Origin of the sequence: Streptomyces sp. NPDC051907, assembly GCF_040681075.1 — a bacterium.
Taxonomy (GTDB): domain Bacteria; phylum Actinomycetota; class Actinomycetes; order Streptomycetales; family Streptomycetaceae; genus Streptomyces.
In genome coordinates this window covers 119,806-143,691 of sequence record NZ_JBFAYB010000002.1, presented here as the reverse complement: position 1 = coordinate 143,691, position 23,886 = coordinate 119,806, and the positions used below count along the sequence as shown (strand labels likewise).

Here is a 23,886-nt window from a genome sequence, read left to right as displayed (position 1 = left end):
CGATCGCCCGGTTCTTCGGGTACCACAGCCTCACCGTCCGATACGAACGAACGGGCCGCCTTGGCCGACCACTTCACCGCCCACGGCCCGGTCCTGGAGATGCTCGCCGGACCCCTCCAGGGGATGTGCGACCCCAGCGGCCAGGGAGGCTGCTGTTCGGGTTCTTCGCCGCGATGGCCGAGACGGACAACTCCCCCTGGGCGCCTTTGAACACGCGCGGGACTCCCTGCGTTCTAAAAGGTAACTGCACATTGCTCGCAACAAGAAGGGACGCCCTTCACCTGGAATGCGGGCAAGCGTGTTGATGCTCCGGATGCGCATCGGTCGAGCCTTCGGGCTTCGCCAGGGATCCGCACGAGGTGCGGCCCTCCAACAGGGCCGCGGAAAAGGAACGAACGTGATGTCCAAGCGAACCAGCCGTCTCGCGGCGTTTACTGCTCTGCCCGCCGCCCTACTGACGGTGGCCGCCGTCTCGTCCCCGGCGTTCGCGGAGGACACCCCGGCCTATCAGATCGATCTGGAGCAGCTGAACGACACCGGCTCCAAGGGCACTGCCCTGGTCAGCATCCGGGGCGACAAGCTGACCGTGTGGATCAAGTCCGAGGGCCTGGTGCCCGGACAGCCGTCGGCGCAGCACCTGCACGGCTCGACCGACGGTCACGACTTCGTCTGCCCGGACGCAAGCGCCGACACCAACGGCGACAAGATCCTCAACAACACCGAGGCCACGGTCCACTACGGCGACATCAACATCGCGCTCACCGTCTCGGGCGACACCGACGCCGCGACCAGCGGCCTGGCCGTGGACCGAATGCCGGTGGCCGACCAGGAGGGCAAGATCACCTACAAGCGGACGATCCCCGTCTCGCCGGACGTGGTGGAGAAGATCAAGGACCTGCACATCGTGCAGCACGGCATCGACCGCAACGACAACAACAAGTACGACTTCGAGGGCGCCGGCAAGAGCGAACTCGACCCGAAGCTCCCCCAGGAGGCCACCGCTCCGGCCAACTGCGGTGTAGTCAAGGGCGCCGCGGTCGGGTCCGTCCCGGTCGGCGGGATCGAGACGGGCACCGGCGCCGAGGCGGGAGGCATCTCGTCGGGCACAGTGATCGGCGGCACGGCGGCGGCCACGATGGCGGCGGCGGGCGCGCTGCTCGTGGCACGCCGTCGTATGACGTCCGGCGCCGCGACGGCGAAGACCGGGGGTGCTGCGTGAGCCGCTCACTGACGAGCATGCGGGCCGGAGTGCGGCGGGCTTCGATCCCGGTGACCGCCGCGGTAGTCGCGGCCTTGCTCCTGTCCGGCTGCGGGGGCAAGGACACGGCTTCGTCGGGGACGGGCCAGGGCGCCCCCCAGGGCCAGGGCCAGGGTGCGCAGCCCGGTCAGACACCGGCGACGGGCTCGGACGGGGCCAAAGCAGCGGCAGTCCTCGACCGATCGGTGCCACAACAGGTCGCGATCCCCTCCCTCGGCGTGACGAGCAAACTCGAGACGCTGGGGCAGAACAAGGACGGAACGATGACGACCCCGAAGAACCCCGATCTGGCGGGCTGGTACGAGCCGGGCCCCACCCCCGGCTCCGAGGGCCCCGCAGTGATCGCCGGCCACGTGACCTGGAACGGCGACGACGCGGTCTTCCAGGGGCTCAAGACGCTGCAGGCCGGCGATGCCGTCGAGGTGACGCGCCAGGACGGCAAGAAGGCCATGTTCACCGTGGAGCGCGTCGCGGAGTACCCGAAGAAGGAGTTCCCCACTCTGGAGGTCTACAAGAACGTCGACCACGCGGCGCTGCGCCTGGTCACCTGCGGCGGCGACTTCGACGCGGACCGCCACTACTACCCCAACAACGTCGTGGTGTATGCCCGAATGACCAGCGTCGCGTAGACGCCCTGAGGGCGGCGACGTCGGAGAAGAGGCCCAGCGGGCGCCGATCCGGCGCCGCCACCCATGCAACAGTGCGGCCGAGGCCAGCCGCCAACTCCCGCCCGATGTCACGGCCTGCCGGGCGGGCCACGAAGCGGGCAAGTCCGTGTACGACACGGCGGGCAAGGGAGCGGCAGTTCGCGAGGACACCTGGGGCGGCTGCACCCGACGGGCTCTTGACGCCGACACCCCTGAGTCTGAGGCCGACCGGGGAGCGTGGGTCCAGGGCTGCCTTGACGGAGTCTTCAACAAGCCCGCCGCACTGCCTGCCGCCGCAGTCACCAACCGTACGGAGGATTCCGGCCTGCTGCAGAGCTTCCGAGCCTGGGCAGAAGAGAACGGAGCCCATGAGTCGGCGCCACACGTCTCAAAGCTGACGACCACGCAACTGACCCAAAAAGACTACGACATCGAGCTGACCACCGACTACACCCCGGAAACCCGGGAACAGGCTGCGGATCTGGCACGTGACTTTGTCGCCTGGTGGGATGGAGACCACGGTTCGAACAAGGATGGCACCGCCCGCAACGTGCTGATTCTCGGTGCCGACGGTGAAAGGCTGCTGCATCAGCGGATCTGAACACGCTCCACCGGTGGGCGGCCGGCGACCAATCGCCCGCTCCGCAATTCCAGCTGCGTGATCACGAGCGTTGCGGGCAGTGCGGTACGGCAGCAGCGTCGTCAAAGTCACCGACCCCGCCGCACCGCCGCTCTTCTCGAGGCAGCACCCTTGCTCAAGCACCGACGTGGATATAGGCGGCCCAAAGCGACGGTGTTTCGGGAAGCGCGTTGCGTGCCGCGACGGTGGCGTCGTGGAGGGCACGAGCGGCGCGTTTGGGGTCAACGGTTCCGTTCTCGTCTCTCAGACCGGAATAGAAGGAGCCAGCCATGTCGACCGCGTGGTGGTCGTTGATCTCCCAGAGAGTGCCGATGACTTGGGGGTAGCCGGCCAGCTGGAACGCTGCGGCGAGGTGAATCGACTCGTCGATGAGTTCGGCGTTGGTGCTGAGGGCGGTGTCGCAGGCTGACAAGTAGGCCAGGTCGGTGTTGTCGAGGAGATAGGGCGCGAGGGCGGCAACGGTGAACGGGGCAGTTGCGTGGTCGTGGAGCAGAAGGTGGCTCTGGGAGGGGTCGCCGGCGAAGCTTGTCCCGTGGCAGGCGAAGTGTGCGACGGAGTAGGCGGGGAGCCGGTCGAGGACCTTGGCGCGGGTCGGATGCCCGTCTACGCCCGAGGGAAGAGAGTGCGGGAGTTCGGGCTCGATGAGGGTGTCGGAGTCGGTCAGATGGGACGCGACCACGGCTGCCTCATCCCGTACGTGGTGTAGTCGTCCCTCGCCCGGGAGCCCGGGAGTGGTCGGCATCGCCACGATCAACGCCCGCCCGGGCCGGCGGCCCTGGGCGGTGCGCCGCCGGGCGTAGCGCAGGGCGCGGATCGTGGGGGTGTAGGAGAACGCCACCCGGTCCATCACGGTGCGCGCGGCGGGATCGTCGGGGGAGTCGGTGTGGTGGCCGGCCGCGTGGACGGGAAGGAGCCCGAGCAGCCCTCCCGGCGCCCACCAGATCCGGGGCAGGGGTTTGCCGGGGCCTGGGGCACGGTCGAAGCCGAGCGCGAGCAGGACGGGTTCGGCGATGGCGTGCCAGAGCCATCGCAGGACTTCCGACAGCTGCTTCTGGGCGGTCGTGCGGGCGCGCGGGGTGGCGCCGGCGGAGGCGGTCCGCAGTGCCCGGTGGAAGTTGTTGATCTGGGTGATGAGGGTGTTGTGGGAGACGCCGGGCAGCGGCAGTGCGCTCACGCCCGCCGAGGTGACGAGCAGGGCGTCCGTCCCGTAGTCGCTGGTGTTGAAGACCACGATCGGTCCGTCTCCGGCCTGGGCCACCAGCTCACTGGTCGTGGGGGGCTGGGCGAAGGAGTCGAAGTCGTCCAGCGTCCGGATGTGCGTCGACAGGGCGGCGAACTCGTCCGCCAGGCGACGCCGGTCGAACGAGTCGGCGCGGAGCAGGGAGACCGTCGCCTCACCTCGGATCTCGTCGTCGCGCGTCGCGGCTCCGGGCTCGGGCGAGCGGTCGAGCACGTCGCGCAACTCGACGTACCGGCGGGCGAGTTCCGGATGGCGAGCCCGAAGGTCCGTCAGATCGCTGCGGGTGTCCAGTGCCTGGCTGAGCAGTACGGCGCGTCCCGCCTCGAGCAGCCGTAGTGCCCGGGAGGCTCGTTCGTCTTCCGGAAGCGTGGTGTCCTGCAAGGTCAGCGCAGCGGCTTCGGGGGCCAGGCCCGTCAGACTGCGCACGGCGTGCTGCTGGTCCGGCCGCTCCAGCTCTCGCGGTGCGATCTGGGGCACCAGATTGACGGCGGCCTCCAGTAGCCGTGCCGCCCGAGCCGGCTCAGACGGCATGGCCGTAGCCGCAGCGAGGCGAGCGGTGCGTACACGCTCGGACGCCGGTACGGCGGCGAGTGCGGTGTGCCGTGCGAATGCGTCGGCCGCGGCCACGGAGTCGGCCTGCGCGCCGGTGCGCCGGAAGCGGCGGAGCAACGCGTCCCCGAGGTGGGACAGTCCGATCCCCAGGTCGGGGTGGTTCGGGGGAGCGAGCGCCACTGAATCCTGGAAGACGCCCACCGCTTCTTCCTCGTCGTGCTCGTCGCCGCTGTGTTCGGCGCGCAGGTGGAGCGCGATTCCGAGGGTGGAGAGGACCATCGACCGATCGGGGGAGTCCTCCCGGACGGCAGCCGCCGCGCGGCGGTGCACGGCGATCGCCTCGTCCAGGTCCGCCAGGTCGCGGCTGAGCCGGAAGCGTGTGCTCAGCCCCATTCCCATCGCCGCAAGGAGCTTGGCGTACTGCTCGTCGCCGTCCGGGATGTGCTCGAGCGCCCCTCGGATCCGCTCGATCGCCTCGTCGAGGTCTGTCGGGTTGCCGAAACGCTCGAATCTGATCCGCAGAGCCAATCCGAGGTTGACCCTGAAGAGGTGTCGTTCGGGATGGTCGTCCGGAGCCGCTGAGACCACGGCGCGCAGAATTCGGACGGCCGTGTCCAGGTCCGCCCGCGCGCCGCTGTGGTCGAACCGGATGAACAGCAGGCCGCCGAGGTTGCATGCCCGGGCGGGCCACGCCGTGTCGTCGACCCCAGTGGCCTCGACTGCTTTGTGCAGAGCGTCGATCGCGGGGTTCAGGTCCGCCAGTGCCCCCGTCCATGTGGCCAGGGAGCTCAGTGTCCTTGCCAGATTGGACAGCCGCCGAGGCCGTTCGGGGTCGGTCGGGCCGGAAGCGGCGGCCGCTTCCTGGTGCGCCGTGATGGCTTCGTGGAGGTCGTCCGGCATGCCGGTGTAGCCGAATCGCATGTGTAACGCGATGCCCAGGGCGGCCTGACGGTCGACGCGTCCAGGACTGCCTGGAGGTGCGGTTGAGGCCGCCCGGCGCAGCAGGTCGATCGCCTCGTCCAGGTCGGCTGGCTGCTTCTCCTGCTGGAAACGTGTGCGCAGGGCGTTGCCGAGGTTGAACAGCCGGTCGGGTGCCAGGACGTCGTCGGCGGAGATGACGGCGGTCGCTTCTCTGAGGAGCCTGACTGCCTCTTCCAAGTCGGCCGAGCCGCCGATGAAGCTGGATCGCGTCTCCAGGGCTGCTCCCAGAACGGACAGCCTCCTGAGTCGTGCCGGATCCGTCGATGCGGTGGCCTCAAGGGCTTCCCGGTGCACTTCGACCGCCTCGTCGATGTCTTCCTTGATCTCGCGGAAGTAGAAGCGGAGGGTCAGTGCGTCGCCGAGTTCAGTGAGGAAGCCCGGGCGAGCGGCGTCTTCGACCGGAGTGTCGGCCACGACACTTCGATGAAGGCCGATCGCCTCGTCGATGTCCGCCCAGTCGCCGGCGATCCTGAACCGCGCCTCCAGCCCCATCCCCAGCAACGAGCGCCAGTCGGTCAGACGAGGGTGCCCGGCAGACGCACCATTGACCACCTCCCGGAACTTCGTGACCCCTTCCTCGAGGTCGGTCCGGGTACCGGTGAACTCCCACAGGGCCACCAGCGCCATCGCGAGATCGGCGTGCCAGTCCCACCACTGGGGGTGGTCGGGTCGGGCCGCAGCGATCGACTGCCGATACAGGCGGATCATCTCGTCGAGGTCGCCTTGGCTGGCGTGACGCGAGAAACGCGCATTCACCGCGGACAGCAGGTTGGAACGGATCAACGGCGTAGCGGGATCGTCGGGGCCCATCGTGCTCAGAGCCTGTCGGAAGCAGCCGATGGCCTCGTCGAGGTCCTCGGCCGTGCCGCCGTTGCCGTACCGCGTCTGGAGCGCTGTTCCGAGGTTCGACAGCGTCGTCGACCGCCGGCGGCTGTCGAAGTCGGCGACGTCCAGAACGCGCCTCCAGAGTGCGACCGCGGCTGTGGCCAGTTGAGGATCGGGCTGGGTCATGACGTGGTCCGAGAGTTGCTCGGCCGCTTTGACGGCTTCCTCGACGAGGCCAGGGAGCAGCGCCGCCGGCAATCGGCGGGGTTCGGTGCCGGTGAGGAGGCAGAGAACGAGCAGGTCGATGGCCTGTCGCTGGTCCTCCGCCTCGCCGAGCGCCTCATGCCGGCGCCAGTACAGCCAGCCGAGCGCGAGCCGAGATGCCACGTCCTGGTCGTCCACGCGCAGCAGGGCGCCCAGCGCCTTCGCCTGTTCCATGGCCCGCGGCTCCAGGGCGGCTTGGACGTCCCCGCCGGCGCACCGGTCGAGGCGGTCCTCGATCGCCTTGCGCAATGTGTCACGGCTCTGCTCGTCTGCTGTCACCCGTGCCTCCCCTTCGCTCGGTCCCGGCCAGAGCAGCATGGCCCGGACACGTGCTTGAGGTCGACCCTGCGGGGGAGGACCTCGTCGAGGTCCTGGACGCGTTGCACGGTGGATCCGTGAACTCGGCGGCCCAGGCAAGGACGGGGGTGCGCGCGGGGACCTGGGTGTGACCGTGCACGTCGTCGGCTGACCTGCCGCGCAGTATTCGGCCAGGTCCCATCGCCTTCGTGCCATTCGCCGGCAACACCCCTGCGACGTCGCCACCGCGCCACTACACAAGAAGGCTGAGGCGGCGCGCTGCCCGTTTCTGTGCGGTGACGGCCGTTCGCTGGGGGAGGTCTGGACGGTTGCTGACCATCAATGTGGCGCTGCTGCTCGCCGTCGTCGTCACGCAGGCCGGCCGATGAGCCCCCGCAGGCGCCGGGCCGCGTCGACCAGACGCCCGCCACCGCGCCGCCGCACCCGCAGGCCCGGCAGGCGGAAGCGTGCGGATGGCCAGCTGGTCGCGCTCCTCCTGGGCGTCGTGATCGTGGTGGCCGTCGTCGACTGGCTGCTGACGCACTGGTGGATCCTGGTCGCCCTTTGCGCCCTCGCCGCGCTGGCCGGCGGCGCCTGGCTCCACCAGAGGCAGCAGCAGGCGCGGTGGGAAGCGGTCCGGGCGCAGAGCCTGCGCTACGGGCTGGCCCAGCTGGACGCCCTGCACCACTCCCGGTTCGAGGACGCGGTACGAGACCTGATGCGCCGTGACGGCTGCCAGGACGCGGTCCGCGTCGGAGGAGGCGGGGACCTGGGCGCCGACGTGAAGGCGACCGACCCCTACGGGCGGCGCTGGGTGATCCAGTGCAAGCACAGACGCAACGGCCTGTCCGGCTCGGCGGTGGGCACGCCGGACCTCCAGGTCCTCAACGGCACCGCCCGCCAGGTCCACGGCGCCGACGTCGCGGTGATCGTGACGAACGGCCGGGTCACCGCCCCGGCCGTGGCCTTCGCCGAGCAGCAGCGCCTGCACGTCGTCGACCGCCACACCCTCGGGGCGTGGGCGTCCGGCTCGCGCCCGCTGTGGGAGCTGCTCCGCGCCGTCCCGCCGCCCCGCAGACCGACCGCCCTCTCCTGAGCTTCCATCCGGGCAAGCCGCTCCGCCGCTCCCGGCGTACGACCGTCTGTCGGCTTCGGACGTGGCTTAAGTAGGGAGTAGTCCGATAAACAGGACCACGGCGGTCTGCTCCTCGCTACGGTGGCCAGGTGGACGTGAACCAGGGGGAAGCCGACGTCGATCCGGTCGGCCGGGCGATCGCTTACGTGTGTGGCCAACTGGACGACATTCGCCAGCAGTTGGACGAGGCGGGGGACACCGGCCCGCTGGACGGACTGCTCGCCGCCCTGCGCGCCGGCGGCGAGGTGGACAGCCTCATCCACGCCCTGCATGGCGCACTCCAGAGGAGTGGCGACGCGCTGGGCGTATACGGCAATGTGCGACGAGCTGCCGTGCCCAGGACGCTAGGGGACTTCAGCCGAATTCGACCGAGGGACACCGTGTATCTGTGCCCAGACCGCCGGTGCGCCCGTTACGTCTTGTCGCCTCGGGCCGAGGCGCCGCCCGTCTGCGACATCGGCGGCAGCCCTATGCTCTCTGAGCGGTTGTGAGATGGGCGGGCTCCTGGCAGAGCTCGGCAAGAGGATCGCTGAACGCTGGCTGACCCTGCTCGTTCTGCCCGGTGCGCTGTACCTCGCGGCCCTGGCGACCGCGCAGACCCTGGGCCACGCTCACCCCGTCGACTTGACCCGGCTGAGCCGTCGGCTCGACCAGTGGGCCGCCGCGGCGCAGCCCCATTCCTCAAGTCGGATAGCACTGGTACTGCTTGGCCTGCTGCTGGCTGCCGCGGCTGCCGGGCTCGCCGCGCAGGCCCTCGGCTCACTGGCCGAGCGGCTGGCGCTGGCGGCCGACTGGGAGCAGTGGCCCAAGCGGGCCCGCCGCCTCGCTCGGCGGCGGGTCGCGCGCCGCCGTGAACAGTGGCTCGCCGCGAGCGAGCGCTACGCCCGCGAGCGCGAGGAGGCCGCCGCAGCCCGAGCCCGTGCTCACCGCGCGGGCGGAAGCGCTCAGCCGCTCCCGACGGACGGCCTGGGGACCGCCTATGCCGCACTCGTGCGTATCGCCCCCGAACTCCCCGAACGCCCCACGTGGATGGGGGATCGCCTGGCGGTGGTCGCCACACGACTCGACCGTGACCTGGACCTGGATCTCGCCACGGTATGGCCGCACTTGTGGCTCAGCGTCCCGGACGCGACCCGCACCGAGGTGACTGCCGCTCGTGGGGATCTCACCCGGGCGGCCAGCCTCGCCGGCTGGGGGCTCCTCTACGGCGCTGTCGGCGCCCTGTGGTGGCCGGGGGCGTTGCTGGCCGCCGCCATCACCGCCACTGCCTGGCGCCGCGCCCGAGCTGCCACGGATGCGTACGCCACGCTCGTAGAAGCCGTCTGCCGACTTCACACAGCGGCGCTCGCCCGGGAGCTCGGCCTCGAGGTGTCCGGCCCCGTGACTCGGCCGGTCGGTGCGGAGTTGACTCGTCTGCTGCAGACGGGACAGAGATATGAAGGGCCGGGACACTGACTCCCGGGCGAGCTCCCGTGGCTGCGTTGAGGCGCTGGAAGCACGCAGTGATCTCACGGATCTGCAGGACCCGCATCCCGAACTGGCGGCCCGCCTCGCCCAGCTGCGCGAAAGGCTCGATCAGCCTTCCGGCAACCCGCCGGCCGGCGACCTGAGCGAAGCCGTGGAACGACGGCGGCGGCTCAATGACGAGCTCAGCGAGACACTGACCAGGATCCGCGAGTCTGCGGGCTTTGCCACGCGTCCCGGCTCCTCCGACCGTCAGGCCCGTCGCCCAGGCAAGGGCTGATCACGGAGCGGGCCGGGGAAAGGGCGCCTGCGCCTTGGGCGCGAGAGGACCAGCTGGGACTCAGGCTTCCCGGTTCGCACGCCGCGCGGCTACCGAGATCGTCAGCGCGTTGCGGCGGTCGTCCTGCTGGTGCGGCTCGGCGCGGACGTCCGGACAGTCGTTCGGGCGGAATGGCGCCGGCGAGGGCTCGAGACTCGGACGGCTGCTTCGTGATCGCTGCCGCGGCGCCCTGTGAGTGCTGGTTTGACGGCTGGAAAGGCCGGTGCTCGTTTACCCGAGACGTCCGCCGACCCATGAGCCTCAGGCGTGACGGGGGCTCAGAGGGAGCGCGCGCAGAGCTTGAAATGCGCCTACGTACTGTGTCGACAAGGCCACATTCAGTGGCTGGGGGAGTGGGCCCACCCGTCGAGTACTTGGCGGTTCGCGGCGGGCGGGCCCAGGGTCTGGACTTGGGAGGTCCCCATGACCCTGACGGACATTGTCGTGCTTGTCCTGGGAGGTTTGGCAACCTACGTCGGCTTCAAGGATGAGAAGAAAGGCGTAGCGCTCGTCGTCGGGGTGGCCGTCGTCACGGTGCTGTATCTGCTTCTTGGGCCCCGGCCCGGAAGCTCTGAGCAGCAGGCTCCGACGCCCGTCCCGGCGTCTACGGCCTCCGTGCCGTCTTCTACGACGACGGCTTCGTCCGGTTAGGTAGGTGACGTACGTCGCTGATCGTCGGTCTTCCGCTCCGGATGCCCACGGTGGCGTCCGGGGTGGAGATCGGCGCTCGGCGGCCCTGCCGACGATCAGGACGGTGCAGCCCGATGGGGCCCGAGCTCGGCCGCGGTAGACGGGGAACCGATGCAATGCGGCTCGTGAGGTGACGGAATCGGCGGGCGAGGTCAGCGGGTTGGGCGCGCACGGGGCCGGCGATGTCCTTGGACAGTGAAGCCAGTCGCCCTGTCATCCAGTCGAGGCGTTCGCCATCTCCGACACCGCCTACCGTCTTGCGCCGGCCTGGCGGCCCGGCGTCACTTCAGATGCCGGTCGAAGAACCTGTTCCCGTCGTCCACCTCGAACCAGGGCGTGCCGACGTGGCCGCCCATATTGGCGTGCAGGGTCTTCTCCTGGGCGCCGAAGGCGTCGAACAGGTCCAGGGCGCGCTGGCGGGGGTTCCCCTCGTCGTCCCACTGCAGGAGGAACAGCAGGGGAATGGTGACCTGCCGGGCCTCCTCGCGCTGGGCGCGGGGCACGTAGCCCCCGGCGAAGAAGCCCGCGGCCGCGATGCGCGGCTCGGCCACCGCCAGCCGAATGCCCACGGCGGTCCACCCCGAGTACCCGACCGGGCCGCCGATCTCGGGCAGGGAGAGGAGGGCGTCCAGAGTGGTCTGCCAGTCCGGCACCGTCTTTTCGACCAGCGGGCCGATGAAGGACTCGAAGATCTCGTCGACCGGCTCGCCGGCCTGCATCGCCCGGCGGATGCCGGCGCGGGCCTGCTCGTCGGCGGCGGAACGGGGCCGGTCGCCGCACCCGGGCGCGTCGATGGCGGCCACCGCGTAGCCGTAGGCCGCCGCGGAGTGCCGGGCCCGGGCCACCAGCCGGGACTCGCCCTTGGGCAGGCCGTTGTTGTGGGCCATCAGGATCAGCGGAGCCGGTGCGGATCCAGGCGTCCACAGGGTGCCGGGGATCTCGCCGAGGGTGAATTCGCGTTCGAGGACGCCGTCGTCGAGGCGCTGCTCGGAAGTGAAGTGCATGGTCGTGCCTTTCGGGAGTGCTCGTGAACGGCGCTCCCGGACGACCTATCGCCCGACCGTGACCCCGGAGGGGAGCACCCATGTCGATACTGCGTTCACGGGTACCACCTCCTCGTTCTCTCGCACGGCCTCCCGGAAACTAGCAGCGGTCTCCGTGGTCCGCCAACGGATTTCCGCGGAGGCTCCGCGGCCGGATGCCACGGAGCTACTCGCCCAAAGGGCTAGGCCGTGTGGTTGAGAAATTCTATCGACGGACATCGATTCAGACTGTGCTGTGCATCACATCGGCTTCCTGTCACAGACGGGCGGTCCGCTTCCATCTGGTGGTCGTAGGCAGCGATGGAGGAGGACGGAACGATGAGCACACAGCAGGGAACCGGCATGACGGTCACGCACCGTGTGGTGGTCCTGGGGGCCGGGTACGCGGGCATGTCCGCGGCCGTCCAACTGGCGGCGCGGGGCAAGCGGCGCCAAGGCGTGCAGGTGACCGTGGTGAATGCGCAGGAGCGGTTCACCGAGCGCATGCGGCTGCACATGACGGCGACCGGGCAGCAGCTCGCCGAGCTGAGCATCCCCGAGCTGCTGGAGGGCACGGGGGCGCGATTCGTACGGGGCTGGGTGACGGCGGTGGACGCGGACGCCAAGACGGTGCGGATCGACGACGACCGGGTCCTGCACTACGACACGTTGGTGTACGGGTTGGGCAGTGTGGCCGACGCGTCGGCGGTGCCGGGCGTCGAGGACCACGCGTACCCCCTGAGCAGCGCCCAGGACGCCGAGGCGCTCGCCGAGCGACTGGGGCAGCTCGGCAGCGGCACGGTGGTGGTCGGCGGCAGCGGGCTGACCGGCATCGAGTCGGCCGCGGAGATCGCCGAGCGGCACCCGGAGCTGGACGTCGTGCTGCTGGGTCGGGCCGAGCCCGGTGCGGCCATGAAGCCCAAGGCGAAGGCGTACGTGCACGCCGCGCTCGACCGGTTGGGCGTCCAGGTACGCGCCGGGGTGGAAGTGGTGAAGGTGCTGCCCGACGGCGTGGAACTGGCAGGCGGGGAGAGCATCGCCGCCGACGCGGTCCTGTGGACGAGCGGCACGCGGGTGTCGCCGCTGGCGGCCGCCGCCGGGCTGGCCGTCGACCAGCGCGGACGCATCGTCACCGACGCCGCACTGCGGTCGGTGTCCCACCCCGACGTGTACGCGATCGGCGACGCGGCCGCGATCCGCCAGGGCTACGGCGTGATGCACGGCACCTGCCAGGGCGGCATGCCGACCGGGGTGCACGCCGCGCTGTCCATCGACCGTGTGCTCAAGGGCAAGCAGCCCAAGCCGTTCCGCTTCGGCTACTACCACACGCCGGTGAGCCTGGGACGCGGCGATGCCGTGGTGCAGTTCACCCGCCCCGACGACAGCCCGCGCCGGATCTGCCTGACCGGCCGCATGGCCGTCCGGTACAAGGAGACGGTGACCGCCTCGCCCTGGCCGACCTTTGGCCGTATGAAGAAGATGCCCGCCTCGGGCGCGTTCTGGCCCCGCGGGGGCCGCTACACCCGTGTCCGGGAGGCCCGGTGACCAACCTGTCAGCCCACCCCGACCAGCAGGTCTTCCACGAGCACCGCAGCCTGCTGTTCTCCGTGGCCTACCGCCTTCTGGGCACCGCGGCCGACGCCGAGGACGCAGTCCAGGACGCCTGGATCAAGTGGTCCGCCGCGGACCGCTCGCAGGTGGCCGACCCCAAGGCGTACCTGGCGCGGATCGTCTCGAACCTGGCACTGGAACGGCTGCGCTCGACGCGGCACAAGCGCGAGACCTATGTGGGGCCGTGGCTGCCGGAGCCCATCCTCACCGGTGGGGATGCCTCCGAGGTCGCAGCGACCGCCGAGTCCGTGTCGATGGCCATGCTGGTGGTGCTGGAGACGCTCAGCCCGCTGGAGCGCGCGGTGTTCGTGCTCAAGGAGGTCTTCGACTTCAGCCACGCCGAGATAGCCGAGGCGGTGGAACGCTCCGAGCCTGCGGTGCGTCAGGCCGCGCACCGGGCCCGCGAGCACGTGCGGGCCCGGCGGCCACGCTTCGCAGCCGACCGGAGCCGGCAGCGCGAGGCCACCGAGCGGTTCTTCGCCGCCACGACCGGCGGTGACATCAACACCCTGATGGAACTGCTGTCCCCGGACGTCACCCTGTGGACCGACGGCGGCGGCAAGGTCCGCCAGGCCCTGCGCCCGGTTGTCGGCGCGAGCACGGTGGCCAACTGGTTCGCGGCCATCGGCACCGTCACGTACCAGGGCATCGAGCCCGCCGACATGAAAGCCGAGCTCGTCGAGATCAACGGCGGGCCGGGCATCGTCTTCAGCGCGCCGGGACGCGTGATCGCCACCGTCACGTTCGACTTCGGCGCCGACGGCCGCATCACGGGCATCCACAACGTGGCCAACCCGGACAAACTCCAGGCCGTCGGCGACGGCACCGCTTACGACATCGGGACTCGGTGAGCGTCGTCACCGTGAGCTGTCGCCGGGCGCGGGCAGGCTGCTGCCCGATCACAGGTGGTCGGTCGCCGAACGCGTCCGCGCCGGCCCTCGCCCGAGAAGGTGAGCCTGCCCGCTGTCCAGGCCTGTCGGAGGAGTGCGCCCGGCCGCCCGCCAGCAGGTTCGCCGTTCCGGGCGTGGGCTGGTGCGCCGGGCGGGCTCCTGAGCTGAGGCGTCTGGCGGACGCGGTCGAGGGCCGTCCGAGCGCGGTGCCGCTGGGCGGCGAGGCGGGAGTGGGCAAGTCCCCGCTGGTGTGCGAGGCGTGTGCCGATGATGCTGGGCGGGGGGCTCGCGTGGTGACGGCTCGCAGGGCGAGCGAATCCGCATTCTCGCGAAGAGCGCTACGTCAGTGCTGGTAGCCGTTGGCTTGGACGGTGAAGAGCCGGGCGTACGTACCGTCCTCGTCGAGCAGTTCTGCGTGGGAGCCCTCCTCTGTGATCCGGCCGTCGGCCAGCACGACGATCCGGTCCGCGTCCCTGACCGCACCGAGCCGGTGCGAGATCAGCAGGCTGGTGCGGCCCGCCCGGTATCGCCGTAGCCGCAGATGGATGTCGTACTCGGCCTCCGCGTCCAGACCCGAGCTGGGCTCGTCCAGGATGAGCAGGTCGGGGTCCGTGCGCAGGAACGCCCTGGCGAGGGCGAGGCGTTGCCACTGGCCCCCGGAGAGTTGTGCCCCGGCGTCGTCATCGGCGTCGCCGGCGGCGAAGACGCGGCTCAGCATGGTGTCGTAGCCGTGCGGCAGCTTCGCCACAACGTCGTGCACACCGGCCTCCCGCGCGGCGGTGGTCAGCTTCGCCGGATCGTCGAGCGCCCGCACGTCGCCGACGGCGATATTCTCGCCGGCCGTGAGGTCGTAGTTCATGTAGTCCTGGAACACCGCGCCGAGCCGACGGCGCAACTCGTGCACCGGTACCCGGCGGATGTCCACCCCGTCCCACAGGATCTCGCCCCGGGTCGGGTCGTAGAACCGGCACAGCAGCTTGACCAGCGTGCTCTTCCCGGCGCCGTTGTGTCCGACCAGGGCGACGGCCGTGCCGCGTGGGATGAACAGATTCACGCCGCGCAGTACCCAGGGGCGGTCGTCGCCGTACCGGAACCAGACGTCCCGCAGCTCGATGCCCCGGCTCAGTGCGGGGAGCCCGTCGAGGAGTGCACGGCCGGCCGGCGGTTCGAGATCCGGTCCGGCCTGCAGGACCGCCATGTAGTGGTTCATCAGGAGGAGTTGATGGTGCCCATCGGCGAGGGAGCCGACGAGACCGGACAACGCGCCCTGCACACCGACGACAGCGGCCACGAACATGGAGACGTCGCCGACCGTCAACCGTCCCTGCCTCGCCGCGAGTACCGCCCAAACCAGTCCGCCTCCGGTGACGAGGGCGCTGAGCAGGGCGAGGCCGGACTGGGTGACGAGCTCCCTGCGCTCCACCAGCCGCCGTTCGACGTCGGCCGTGCGCCGTTCGTCGAGCATCCGGTCCTTGAAGAAGTCACCGGCCGCGAAGAGCCGGATCTCCTTGGCCGCGTCCAGACTCGACAGCAGGGACTGGTAGAAGAACTCCCTCCGCTGCGCCGAGCTGATGCGCCAGGCGCTCTTCGCCCGGCGTCGGGACAGCCGGAGCTCGGCCACGAGCGCGGGCACGGCCGCCGCGAAGACGAGTCCGGTCATCACCGGGCTGATGACGAAGAGCGCGACGACGAACCCGCCGACGCTCAGGACACCGCCGGCGATTCTCAGCCCGGTCTCCACGACGCGGCCGATGGCCTGGCTGCCCGCGGACTGAGCCATCCGCAGACGGTCCTGGAACCGGGGGTCTTCGAACCTGGCGAGTCCGCCGAAGGAGTTGACGACCGTGAAGAGCCGGTTCACCGCCCGCATTCCCGCAGCCCGGTTGAGCCGTGCGCCCAGGTACTGGCTGAGGTGTGGCAGCAGCGCCGCCACCAGCCCCAGCAGGCCGAGCCCCAGAGCCAGCCCGAGCAGAGCCTCCTGGCTCACACCGGTCAGCCGGTCCAGGACGAGCCGGGTGAGCCAGGCCACTCCCACGGGTACCCCGGCGGCAGCGACGGCGACGGCCACGAGGCCCGTCAGATGCGCGGGCGCCGACCGCCAGGCGAGCGAGAGCGCACTGCGGGCGGCGACGAACGCGTCGCGCGGCGCGAGCTGCTCATTCCCTCCGCGCGTACGGCGGCCCGGACCTTTGCTCATGTTCCCGCTCATGCACCGGCCTTCGTCGGGTGCGAGACGCGTAGCAGGGCGCGGCCACTGGCCGCGATCCGGCCTTCGGGGCCCATGCGGACGCCGGTCGGCATGCCCTCGATGGCGAAGGCCCGGGTCAGCTCGCCCTCAAGACGTGTCACGGCGACCGTGGCCACCGGGGACAGTGCGGCGACGAAGGCATCGGGCCGCGCTTCGCCGTCCTCGTCCAGCACGACGGCGACCAGGACCTGACCCGGTCCCGCTACGCGGCTCAACTCCACCACGCTCGGGAGGAGTTCCTCGCAGGGAAGGCAGCCAGGGGACAGGAAGGCCACGAGCATTCCCTCGTGCAGACTGTCGCGGGTCAACGGCCTGCCTTCGGTGTCGCTCACGGAGAATCTGCCCACGGTCTCTCCGACGGAGAGACCCGAGCCCTGGAACGGGTCGCCCTTGGCGGCGGGCGAGGACCCGTGCCGCTGGGTGCGCAGCCGTCGGACGACCCCGAGCGTCAGCATCAGATTGACGATGCTCAGCAGGCCGAACAGCGTCACGACGGCGGTCAGGTACGCCATGGTGGGTTGGTCCTTCCGGGGACGGCCCGGACGTCGTGGCCGGGCGACGAAGGGGAACGGCCGTCACCGGCTGCCGCGCACGGGAGCCGGCGGACGACTACGCCCAGCAGTTGGCGGGAGGTGAAGTAGCCGCATTGGCGGGAGTCCAGGCTCCGCCGCGGGTTGTCTCCGAGCAGAACGAGCCGTCCGTCCGGCACATGCTCCTCGGCCAGCGCCCGCAGTGCGGGGCCCGCGTCCTTCGGCACCCGGTCCCCGGGAACGGCGACGGCACGTTTGACCAGCCACGCGGGCAGGGGGAGACGGTCCCAGCGCTCGCCGGCGGGCGGCCCGGACACGACGAGCTGGCCACTGCGGACCGCGGCGAGCCGGGTACGGCGGACGACGACCCGGTCGCCGTCGGCGAGGGTGGGAGTCATGCTCTCGCCCTGGACGGTGACGACGACGTACAACCGGCGGACCAGTGCCACCGCGCCGGCCACTGCGCACCCGGCGCCTAGCGCCGTGAGAGCGGCGGGGGCTCGCGTCATGCCCTGGCCTCCTCGGGGTCCACCGGGCCGAACAGGTGAGCCAGGTCGTCGAGGGTCACGGTGAACAGCGCGAGGAGGACCCCGACGCCGACGGCCAGGAGCAGTCCCGCCCATGAGCCGGTCGCCGTCTCCGCCGTGTCGGGCCGTCCCACCAGTCCGGCGAGGGCCACGCCGACCAGCAGCACATTGCGCACGACGTGCCGGGTGGCGACGGGTTCGGAGCCGCCCAAGCAGTGGCAGGCGACGTTCTCCTTCCGCAGCAACACCCTGGTCAGGGCCAGGGCGAACCCCACGAGCAGGAATGCGGCCGCTGCGAAGCCGACGGTCACGGACGCGGGGACGACGAGCGCCACCAGCACGGCCGCCTCGGCGGCGATCACCAGGGGTGCCACGGCCTTCGTCCTGCGCCGCAGCGGCGGGGCGAGTTGCGCTACCGCGAGCCGGAAGGCGCGGTACGCGTCAGTGGAGCGGACCTTGCCTGCGATCGAGCACAGGAAGACGAGGCCGAGCAGGACCCGGCCGCTGACGATCACATAGTTCATCGGAGCGAAAACCCTCCCGCCGGCGGAGCGCCCGGCGCTGAAGACCGGTCGTTGGAGACCGGCTCCGACCCGGCGCGGGCCGGGCGGAGCCGGTGCCTTGCAGATGCGGTGGCACGCAGTGGGCGACGCCCGTTACATGCGGCAGCCGCAGTAGCCGACCTCCTGGTAGTCCTCGCACACCTCGTACCACATCAGCGTGGTGGTGCGTCCCAGGCAGCGGCGGCGGATGCACTCGCTCTGCCAGCAGTCGGCCGCCGACGCACTCGTCTTCGGGGCCACCGTGTCGAGCAGACGATCCGAGATCGTCCGCAGTTGTACGAGCATGCCCTTCCTCCGATTCCTTCGTGGGTTTCGTGGGATCGCCCGCCGCGCCCGGCTCGGTTCCGGTCCGTGTACGGCGTGGCACCGGCCGGTGTGCGGACCCTGTTCGGTCTCGCCCGGCGGGCTGATCCGAGCTTGTGGGCACAGAGCCGGCCGCGGCAACGGCAAGCTGTGTCCCGGACACGCCGCTCCTTGTCCGGGCTGGTCAGAGGCTTGTCCGGATCCTGTCCGGAGCCGACGGCGGAGGATGGGATCGGCGTTGTCCGCGTGTGACAGGACGGCTCACGATGTCCGCATGGCGAATGCGGGCGGAGATGCGGCCGCAGCAGATCGGTGACGCGAGCGAGGGCGAGGCGGGAACACAAGGCGGCTCATGCGTCGTGGACTGGGGCAGCGCCGGGTGCCCGCGCTGACGCTGGGGCACCGGGTCGCCGTCGAACAGCGACTGGCTGAGCTGCGTGATGACCAGCATGACCGGCTCCCTCGGCGCGACCGTCCCGGCAGGGGCGGTGACATCGGCAGTGACCGACTACGGGGGGAATGGCGGGCCGCTCCGGCCGGCCGGAGCTTATGATCTCTGTGGCCGGCTCGCGTCTCCTGTCTGCAACGGGACGACGAGGCCAGGAGGCCAGTCCGCGCGCGAGCTGCGCGCCACGGGAGGGGAATCCACATGACCACCACTGCGGTCCAGCAGCTGCGACGCCACCAGGAGGCGAAGGCGACGACCGTGGCCGCAGCCGATCCGCGGCCGCAGTACAAAGGGCTGTTCCTGGAGCCCCACTACGACATCGAAGCGGTCCCGCAGCCGGATGCGGAGATCGATGGACCGCACGCTGGCGAATTCGAAAGCCTGCGCTACTGAATGTGCATGGGTGTTGTCGGGGGTCCATGTCAGGTGGGCGCGGACGACCGTACATCCGGAAAGGCTGGTCCGGCCGGGGGACCGCAACTGAAGCTAGACCGCCGTACTGTTCAGCGGCCTGGTGGCACGGCGCGAGGGCGACTTCACGGCTCGGTGCCTTACTGAGCAGGACACGCAGGAATCCAGCGAGTACGGACGCGTCGTCGTGCCCGTGGAAGCAACCGTCTGTGGGACTCGGATCGTGGTCTGCGTGAATAGGTTCGCGTCGCTTGCCCTGGTCTGTGCGGACGTCCGCAGCGCGCGACTGGGAACAGCGCGTCAGGCCAGGGAGAACTTGGCAACGTACTCGTTGAAAGGCTCGATGCCGACTTCTGCACGGAGTTCGTTCATGCGCTCGGGCTCTTCACAGGGCCACGGAATCGGCGCCCCGTCCTTCACGTCGGCGATTTGAGTGCCGTAGACCTGCTTGCGGCCCTCGTTGACCAGCGTGCGGTCGCGCAGGAAGGCCAGCTCGCGCGGGCTAGCCGAGCCTGCCGACACCGCCTGCTGCATCAGATGGAGGGCGCGCCGCTGAACATCGAGCTGTCGGTCGGCGTGCTGGGCGATCAGCCATGCTGCGCGTGCGGCCTCCTCACCGACCAGTTCTGCCGTCGGCCAGCCGAATTCATCCATGATCTCGCCCAGCCGGTCGCCGTGCCGGGCGGTCAGCCGCCGCCAGGCCAGTTGTTCGGCGGGGTCATCGCTGTTCGCGCGGACTGCGGACTGGTGATCGGCCGCAGCCATGTCCGCGAGCTCCGCGGCCAGCGCGGCAACGTCGTGCGCCACTCTCAACTCCCAACTCAGGTACGTGCGTTGTGCCCGTTGCCCGCAAGCCTAAAGGCGCAAATCAGGCGTAAAAATCATTCCGGAGAACGGTGACCCGCGCCTCCCCGCACGGGCATAATGGATCTACCCCCCCCGAAGCCAGAGCCAGATCGCTACGACAGTCACGGCATCCTGGAAGACGTAGGCACGCTGGTCGAACCTCGTGGTCACGGCCCGGAATTTCTTGAGGGTGTTGATCGTCCGATCGACTTCATTCCTTCGCTCGCAGATCGTCTTGTCGAAGCCGGCCGAGGCGAGCGTGCGGTACGTCTAGCCGGGCGGGATCGTCAACGCTGCGCCTTGGACACATCGCGCTGTTCACGCGCTTCATCCCGTGCGGGGTGTGGGAGGCCGTCTACATCATCGAAGGCCTGCTGAAGAACACGTCCGAGGTGAAGCCCACCACCTGATGCGGGTGGCCGTGAGTGGCTGTGACCAGCACTTTCACCAGAGGCGCGGATAGGGCCGTCACCGATGGCCCAGCACATTGACCACCCGTCCGCTGGGATCGCGGACGAAGAACCGCCTCACGCCCCACTCCTCATCCTGCAAGGGGTGCACGATCTCCGCACCGCTCTCCCGCATGACCGCATAGGCCGCATCCACGTCGTCCACCTCGACGCTCATGTCGGGGGCGACAGGCGCGGTCTTGTCACTGGTCATGACACTGATCTGCGCTGCCGGGCTGGACGGGGAGGCGAGCGTCATGATCCAGCCGTGGTTCATGACCTCCTCGAAGCCCAGCAGGCCATAGAAATCCCGGCTCTCCTGCGCGGCCTCCGACTGGATGTTGGGCACGACACGACGAACGGCCATCGACGACTCCAAGTGAGAACAAACGTGTCTCTAGGTCTCCCCAGGAGTACTACGCGACGTCCGTCACCGCACGCACTTTCGCAACACGCCCGGTGTTCTGCCCCGGGAGGTTGTGGACGGGGTGAGCCAGGTCTCGGCTGAGGGATCTTGAAGGGGTGTGACCCAGATACGCCAGAAACCCGCCAGAACTTGATCTTGGCCTGCTGAGTGCCTGACGGTGTCGGGGATCTTGGCGATGACGGTCGGCCATGCCCTCGACATCTCAGTCTCCAAGATCCCCGACCTCGGCACCCGCGATCAGCTCTGCGTCTCCTCGCGGCGTCCAATAGCGGCCGCATCGGGTACGAGGAGCAGCTTGCCGGTGGTACGCCGAGCCTCCAGATCGCTGTGGGCCTGGGCGGCCTCGGACAGTGCGTAGCGGCCCGTTACGGTGACCTCAAGCGCCTTGGAGCGCACCCACTCGAACACATCGGCGGCCCGTCGGAGCAGTTCGGACCGATCGGCGATGAAGTCCCCGAGGCTGGGCCGGATCAGGGTCAGCGAACCGCCGTGGGCGAGCCGCATCGGATCAAACGGCGGCACGGCACCACTTGCCGCGCCGAAGAGCACGAGATGGCCGCGGGTTCGCAGGCTGGCGAGGCTCGCATCGAAGGTGTGCGCGCCGACGCCGTCGAAGACAACCGGCAGTCCCTGACCGCCGTTGAGCCGCTTCACCTCGGCTGCGAGATCGTCGACTGTGGAGGAAAGGATCACCTCAGCGGCCCCGGCACGCTTCGCCAGCTCGGCCTTCGCCGTGGTCGACGTCGTGCCGATCACCCTGCCGCCGAGATGGGTGATGAGCTGGGTCAAAAGCAGCCCCATGCCACCAGCAGCCGCATGCACGAGCACCGTGTCGCCCCCCTGAACCGGGTAGGCGTCCTTGACGAGATAGTGCGCGGTCATGCCTTGGAGGAGCACGGCGGCGGCTGTCTCGAAGCCGATGTCGTCGGGCAGCGGCACCAGCCGGGAGGAGTCCACGACGGCCCGCTCGGCATATGTGCCGGGAATCTCCACCCAACCGACCCGGTCCCCGACTGCGACGTCAGCGACGCCGGGTCCAACTTCGACGACCGTGCCGGCGCCCTCAGCGCCCGGGGTGAACGGCAGCGGGAGGCTGTACCGGCCTTCGCGGTGGTAGACGTCGAGGAAGTTGACCCCGGATGCGGCGACCTCCACGACCGCCTCGCCCGGACCCGGCCGCGGCTGGTCCACCTTGGCCTCCTGCAGCACCTCGGGACCGCCCACTTCGTACACCTGAATCGCTCGCATGACCCCTCCAATAACGGCTCATCCCCCACCAACCCCGTTGATGGCGATCTGATTCCCGGCAAGCAGACCAGCCCGCCGCCCCCGCCGAGAGCTGAGACGCCTGCTTTGCACCCGGGTCTGGGACAGGAGACCGAGGCCGTCAAGGGTCGACGAATACCGGTACTGCGCCCTGGGCGAAGCGGGCATGGGTGACCGCTCCAGCCGTCCCGCCCTACCGGCCCCAGACCAACGGCAAGGTCGAACGCTTCGACCGCACCCTGCTCGACGAATGGGCCTACGCCTGCCCCTACCGGTCAGACATCGAACGCCGCGAAGCGTTCCCCGGCTGGCTCCACTCCTACAATCACCACCGCGGACACACCGCACTCACAGGCAAACCACCCGCAAGCCGCGTCACCTAACGAGGCAATACAACTAGGGCCTGTCTGGCGGATCATGTCGGGCGGTCGGCGGTGGGTGGGGCAGGGGCCCTCCGCGAAATGCCTCGACATGGGTCGTGGTGATCGGGGATGCTTCGCGCGATGACAAGAATCGATGACACACCGCCCGCGTGGGACGAGCGCACCCAGCTCACCACGTTTCTCGACTACGCACGTGGCACCGCTCGCGCCAAGTGCGAAGGCGTCTCTGCGGAGAACGCCCGCAAGGCGCTCCTGCCGGGCTCACCGCTGATGACCATGAGCGGAGTGATCAACCACCTTCGCTGGGTCGAGTACTACTGGTTCCAGGTGATCTTCCTCGGCGAGGAAGACCGCGCCCCCATGACGGATGAGGACCCCGACCGCGAGATGCGGATCGCCGTCGACTTCCCGCTCACGCAGCTGCTCGACGAGTACGCCGAACAGAGCGCCCGCTACCGCGAACTGGTCGCCGGGAACGACCTGGACAAGCAGGCCCAGGGAACCATCCGTAACGGCCTCCACGTCGACCTGCGCTGGATCCTGCACCACCTCACCGAGGAGACGGCCCGCCACAACGGCCACCTGGACATCCTGCGCGAGATGCTCGACGGTACAACCGGCTACTAGATCCGGCGGAGATCACGGGCGGAGCCAGAGTCTGATCGAGGCGAGCGTGACGGTGCCGTGGAAGATGGAGCCGCGCTTGTCGAACCTCGTGGCCACAGCCCGGGAGTTCTTCAACGCGTTGATCGTCCGCTCAACTTCGTTCCTTCGCCTGTAGATCGTCTTGTCGAAGCCCCTTGCGGGCCGTCCCGGCTCGAACAGACGGCTGAGCACACAGGCCCATACGCGGTGGTGCACGACGTAGTCGTACGCCGCTGAGCACGTTCGGTCGTACGTCCCCCACCTTGAGGAGGGGGACGTACGTCAGGCGGCGATGCCGAGTTCGGTGCGGGTGCGGTGGATGAAGTCGCGGACGCTGCGGATCCAGGCTGGCCGCACGATCACCGAGGCCCGGTCGCCGCAGGGTCGGACGGACCCGCTTCCGCTCCACCGCCCGGGTGGCGCGATGTCACGGCTCGCGCAGGATCAGGAAGGCGAGACCGTCCGCGTCCTCCCGCTCGTATGTCTTCCAGCTCCCGGCGATCAAGGTGATCTCGTCGTCGTCGAGCGCGATGCCGCGCCGCTCCTCAGGCGTCGCCTCGGCGGTGGGCGTGATGACCACCAGGGCGCCGCCGGGTCGCAGCCGCTGACCGAGGCCGTGCAGGATCCGGGTGCGATCCGTGAAGAACGGCACCACCAGGCGTAGGACGATCAGGTCGTACCCGTCCTCGCACAGGTCCACCGGGTCGTCCCGCTCGATGTCCATGCAGATCCACCGCACCCTTGCGGCGTCCGGATCGTCCTGACGGGCGTGGTCGAGCGCGCTGTCGGCGAAGTCGACGGCGTCCACCTCGTAGCCGAGCGAGGCGAGGTAGAGCGAGAGGCCGCCGGTGCCGCATCCCACGTCCAGTGCCCGTCCACCGCCGTCCGGCACAGGGGTGTGTTCGGCGAGCAGCGCCCGCTCCCTGTCGCCCAACTGCCGGAAGCCCTTCCCGTCGGCATAGTGCTTGGTCCACTCCTCGCGGACGACGTACTCCACGGTGCTGC

General features: G+C 69.8%; 23 protein-coding genes and 4 pseudogenes. 14 read left to right on the top strand and 13 right to left on the bottom strand.

Annotated elements, in window-relative coordinates; translation table 11 throughout:
* The first annotated feature begins 397 nt into the window (after positions 1-397).
* The 3 genes from AB0M39_RS01975 (at position 398) to AB0M39_RS01965 (ending at position 2,506) form a co-directional block, all read left to right on the top strand.
* Positions 398-1,219 (top strand): hypothetical protein, encoded by an 822-nt coding sequence (locus AB0M39_RS01975; RefSeq protein ID WP_365359069.1) that lies wholly within the window; start codon positions 398-400, stop codon positions 1,217-1,219.
* 17 nt (positions 1,220-1,236) lie between these two features.
* Complete coding sequence (locus AB0M39_RS01970; protein ID WP_365359299.1) at positions 1,237-1,887, top strand: class F sortase; 651 nt, start codon at positions 1,237-1,239, stop codon at positions 1,885-1,887.
* Positions 1,888-2,032: 145 nt separating this feature from the next.
* The gene (locus tag AB0M39_RS01965) at positions 2,033-2,506 is read left to right on the top strand and encodes a hypothetical protein (protein ID WP_365359067.1); all 474 of its coding nucleotides are present in this window, start codon (positions 2,033-2,035) and stop codon (positions 2,504-2,506) included.
* Between the two features lie 154 nt (positions 2,507-2,660).
* Here AB0M39_RS01965 and AB0M39_RS01960 read toward each other — a convergent pair whose 3' ends face one another.
* The gene (locus AB0M39_RS01960; protein ID WP_365359065.1) at positions 2,661-6,686 is read right to left on the bottom strand and encodes a CHAT domain-containing protein; all 4,026 of its coding nucleotides are present in this window, start codon (positions 6,684-6,686) and stop codon (positions 2,661-2,663) included.
* 403 nt (positions 6,687-7,089) lie between these two features.
* Here AB0M39_RS01960 and AB0M39_RS01955 point away from each other — a divergent pair, with 403 nt between their 5' ends.
* The 5 genes from AB0M39_RS01955 to AB0M39_RS01935 all read left to right on the top strand — a co-directional run bounded on the left by AB0M39_RS01955 (position 7,090) and on the right by AB0M39_RS01935 (position 10,273).
* Entirely contained in the window at positions 7,090-7,800 is a 711-nt protein-coding gene (locus AB0M39_RS01955; RefSeq protein WP_365359063.1) for a restriction endonuclease, read from the top strand.
* A gap of 128 nt (positions 7,801-7,928) precedes the next feature.
* Complete coding sequence (locus AB0M39_RS01950; RefSeq protein ID WP_365359061.1) at positions 7,929-8,330, top strand: hypothetical protein; 402 nt, start codon at positions 7,929-7,931, stop codon at positions 8,328-8,330.
* 1 nt (position 8,331) lies between these two features.
* Positions 8,332-9,294, top strand: coding sequence for a hypothetical protein (locus AB0M39_RS01945; RefSeq protein WP_365359059.1), 963 nt, complete (start codon positions 8,332-8,334; stop codon positions 9,292-9,294).
* Positions 9,275-9,583 carry a hypothetical protein gene (locus AB0M39_RS01940; protein ID WP_365359057.1) on the top strand — a complete coding sequence of 103 codons (309 nt, stop codon included), beginning with the start codon at positions 9,275-9,277 and terminating at the stop codon, positions 9,581-9,583. Before AB0M39_RS01945 ends, AB0M39_RS01940 begins: the two co-directional genes overlap by 20 nt.
* A 462-nt stretch (positions 9,584-10,045) precedes the next feature.
* Positions 10,046-10,273, top strand: coding sequence for a hypothetical protein (locus AB0M39_RS01935; protein ID WP_365359055.1), 228 nt, complete (start codon positions 10,046-10,048; stop codon positions 10,271-10,273).
* 320 nt (positions 10,274-10,593) lie between these two features.
* On the opposite strand, the gene AB0M39_RS01930 is transcribed toward AB0M39_RS01935, so the two are convergent.
* Complete coding sequence (locus AB0M39_RS01930) at positions 10,594-11,316, bottom strand: alpha/beta hydrolase (RefSeq protein WP_365359053.1); 723 nt, start codon at positions 11,314-11,316, stop codon at positions 10,594-10,596.
* A 357-nt stretch (positions 11,317-11,673) separates the two neighbouring features.
* Between AB0M39_RS01930 and AB0M39_RS01925 the strand changes: the two genes are divergently transcribed.
* Entirely contained in the window at positions 11,674-12,879 is a 1,206-nt protein-coding gene (locus AB0M39_RS01925) for an FAD-dependent oxidoreductase (RefSeq protein ID WP_365359051.1), read from the top strand.
* Entirely contained in the window at positions 12,876-13,796 is a 921-nt protein-coding gene (locus tag AB0M39_RS01920) for an RNA polymerase sigma-70 factor (protein ID WP_365359049.1), read from the top strand. The genes AB0M39_RS01925 and AB0M39_RS01920 overlap by 4 nt, the downstream gene beginning before the upstream one ends.
* 382 nt (positions 13,797-14,178) lie before the next feature.
* On the opposite strand, the gene AB0M39_RS01915 is transcribed toward AB0M39_RS01920, so the two are convergent.
* The 5 genes from AB0M39_RS01915 to AB0M39_RS01895 all read right to left on the bottom strand — a co-directional run bounded on the left by AB0M39_RS01915 (position 14,179) and on the right by AB0M39_RS01895 (position 17,988).
* A complete protein-coding gene (locus tag AB0M39_RS01915) occupies positions 14,179-16,032 on the bottom strand; it encodes an ABC transporter ATP-binding protein (RefSeq protein ID WP_365359047.1) in 1,854 nt (617 codons plus the stop codon).
* A gap of 8 nt (positions 16,033-16,040) precedes the next feature.
* Complete coding sequence (locus AB0M39_RS01910) at positions 16,041-16,595, bottom strand: TlpA disulfide reductase family protein (RefSeq protein ID WP_365359045.1); 555 nt, start codon at positions 16,593-16,595, stop codon at positions 16,041-16,043.
* Positions 16,583-17,122 carry a S26 family signal peptidase gene (locus AB0M39_RS01905; protein ID WP_365359043.1) on the bottom strand — a complete coding sequence of 180 codons (540 nt, stop codon included), beginning with the start codon at positions 17,120-17,122 and terminating at the stop codon, positions 16,583-16,585. The genes AB0M39_RS01910 and AB0M39_RS01905 overlap by 13 nt, the downstream gene beginning before the upstream one ends.
* Positions 17,119-17,664, bottom strand: a complete 546-nt coding sequence (locus AB0M39_RS01900) for a MauE/DoxX family redox-associated membrane protein (protein WP_365359041.1) — start codon at positions 17,662-17,664, stop codon at positions 17,119-17,121. Before AB0M39_RS01900 ends, AB0M39_RS01905 begins: the two co-directional genes overlap by 4 nt.
* A 132-nt stretch (positions 17,665-17,796) precedes the next feature.
* The gene (locus tag AB0M39_RS01895) at positions 17,797-17,988 is read right to left on the bottom strand and encodes a hypothetical protein (protein WP_365359039.1); all 192 of its coding nucleotides are present in this window, start codon (positions 17,986-17,988) and stop codon (positions 17,797-17,799) included.
* A 667-nt stretch (positions 17,989-18,655) separates the two neighbouring features.
* Between AB0M39_RS01895 and AB0M39_RS01890 the strand changes: the two genes are divergently transcribed.
* On the top strand, positions 18,656-18,847 hold the full coding sequence (locus AB0M39_RS01890) for a hypothetical protein (protein ID WP_365359038.1): 192 nt from the start codon (positions 18,656-18,658) through the stop codon (positions 18,845-18,847).
* A gap of 318 nt (positions 18,848-19,165) precedes the next feature.
* On the opposite strand, the gene AB0M39_RS01885 is transcribed toward AB0M39_RS01890, so the two are convergent.
* Positions 19,166-19,672, bottom strand: a complete 507-nt coding sequence (locus tag AB0M39_RS01885) for a DUF6624 domain-containing protein (protein ID WP_365359036.1) — start codon at positions 19,670-19,672, stop codon at positions 19,166-19,168.
* A gap of 123 nt (positions 19,673-19,795) precedes the next feature.
* Positions 19,796-19,957, bottom strand: a pseudogene (locus AB0M39_RS01880) (IS5/IS1182 family transposase); the annotation flags it as partial.
* 14 nt (positions 19,958-19,971) lie between these two features.
* Between AB0M39_RS01880 and AB0M39_RS01875 the strand changes: the two are divergent.
* Positions 19,972-20,121 (top strand): annotated as a pseudogene (locus AB0M39_RS01875) (Tn3 family transposase); the annotation flags it as partial.
* Between the two features lie 58 nt (positions 20,122-20,179).
* On the opposite strand, the gene AB0M39_RS01870 reads toward AB0M39_RS01875, so the two are convergent.
* Entirely contained in the window at positions 20,180-20,527 is a 348-nt protein-coding gene (locus AB0M39_RS01870) for a VOC family protein (RefSeq protein ID WP_365359034.1), read from the bottom strand.
* Between the two features lie 297 nt (positions 20,528-20,824).
* Positions 20,825-21,835, bottom strand: a complete 1,011-nt coding sequence (locus AB0M39_RS01865; protein WP_365359032.1) for a quinone oxidoreductase — start codon at positions 21,833-21,835, stop codon at positions 20,825-20,827.
* Between the two features lie 209 nt (positions 21,836-22,044).
* Here AB0M39_RS01865 and AB0M39_RS01860 point away from each other — a divergent pair.
* Together AB0M39_RS01860 and AB0M39_RS01855 are read left to right on the top strand one after the other, a co-directional pair.
* Positions 22,045-22,236 (top strand): annotated as a pseudogene (locus tag AB0M39_RS01860) (integrase core domain-containing protein); the annotation flags it as partial.
* 120 nt (positions 22,237-22,356) lie between these two features.
* On the top strand, positions 22,357-22,863 hold the full coding sequence (locus tag AB0M39_RS01855) for a DinB family protein (protein ID WP_328906080.1): 507 nt from the start codon (positions 22,357-22,359) through the stop codon (positions 22,861-22,863).
* A gap of 12 nt (positions 22,864-22,875) precedes the next feature.
* On the opposite strand, the pseudogene AB0M39_RS01850 reads toward AB0M39_RS01855, so the two are convergent.
* Positions 22,876-23,049, bottom strand: a pseudogene (locus AB0M39_RS01850) (transposase); the annotation flags it as partial.
* 259 nt (positions 23,050-23,308) lie between these two features.
* Entirely contained in the window at positions 23,309-23,878 is a 570-nt protein-coding gene (locus AB0M39_RS01845; RefSeq protein ID WP_365359030.1) for a class I SAM-dependent methyltransferase, read from the bottom strand.
* Positions 23,879-23,886: the final 8 nt, after the last annotated feature.

Coding starts and splice junctions, on each gene's coding strand:
- AB0M39_RS01970 (WP_365359299.1), top strand. CDS start 1,237: ATGCGGGCCGGAGTGCGGCGGGCTTCGATCCCGGTGACCGCCGCGGTA.
- AB0M39_RS01955 (WP_365359063.1), top strand. CDS start 7,090: ATGAGCCCCCGCAGGCGCCGGGCCGCGTCGACCAGACGCCCGCCACCG.
- AB0M39_RS01945 (WP_365359059.1), top strand. CDS start 8,332: ATGGGCGGGCTCCTGGCAGAGCTCGGCAAGAGGATCGCTGAACGCTGG.
- AB0M39_RS01940 (WP_365359057.1), top strand. CDS start 9,275: ATGAAGGGCCGGGACACTGACTCCCGGGCGAGCTCCCGTGGCTGCGTT.
- AB0M39_RS01935 (WP_365359055.1), top strand. CDS start 10,046: ATGACCCTGACGGACATTGTCGTGCTTGTCCTGGGAGGTTTGGCAACC.
- AB0M39_RS01930 (WP_365359053.1), bottom strand. CDS start 11,316: ATGCACTTCACTTCCGAGCAGCGCCTCGACGACGGCGTCCTCGAACGC.
- AB0M39_RS01925 (WP_365359051.1), top strand. CDS start 11,674: ATGAGCACACAGCAGGGAACCGGCATGACGGTCACGCACCGTGTGGTG.
- AB0M39_RS01915 (WP_365359047.1), bottom strand. CDS start 16,032: ATGAGCAAAGGTCCGGGCCGCCGTACGCGCGGAGGGAATGAGCAGCTC.
- AB0M39_RS01910 (WP_365359045.1), bottom strand. CDS start 16,595: ATGGCGTACCTGACCGCCGTCGTGACGCTGTTCGGCCTGCTGAGCATC.
- AB0M39_RS01905 (WP_365359043.1), bottom strand. CDS start 17,122: ATGACGCGAGCCCCCGCCGCTCTCACGGCGCTAGGCGCCGGGTGCGCA.
- AB0M39_RS01900 (WP_365359041.1), bottom strand. CDS start 17,664: ATGAACTATGTGATCGTCAGCGGCCGGGTCCTGCTCGGCCTCGTCTTC.
- AB0M39_RS01895 (WP_365359039.1), bottom strand. CDS start 17,988: ATGCTCGTACAACTGCGGACGATCTCGGATCGTCTGCTCGACACGGTG.
- AB0M39_RS01890 (WP_365359038.1), top strand. CDS start 18,656: ATGACCACCACTGCGGTCCAGCAGCTGCGACGCCACCAGGAGGCGAAG.
- AB0M39_RS01870 (WP_365359034.1), bottom strand. CDS start 20,527: ATGGCCGTTCGTCGTGTCGTGCCCAACATCCAGTCGGAGGCCGCGCAG.
- AB0M39_RS01865 (WP_365359032.1), bottom strand. CDS start 21,835: ATGCGAGCGATTCAGGTGTACGAAGTGGGCGGTCCCGAGGTGCTGCAG.
- AB0M39_RS01855 (WP_328906080.1), top strand. CDS start 22,357: ATGACAAGAATCGATGACACACCGCCCGCGTGGGACGAGCGCACCCAG.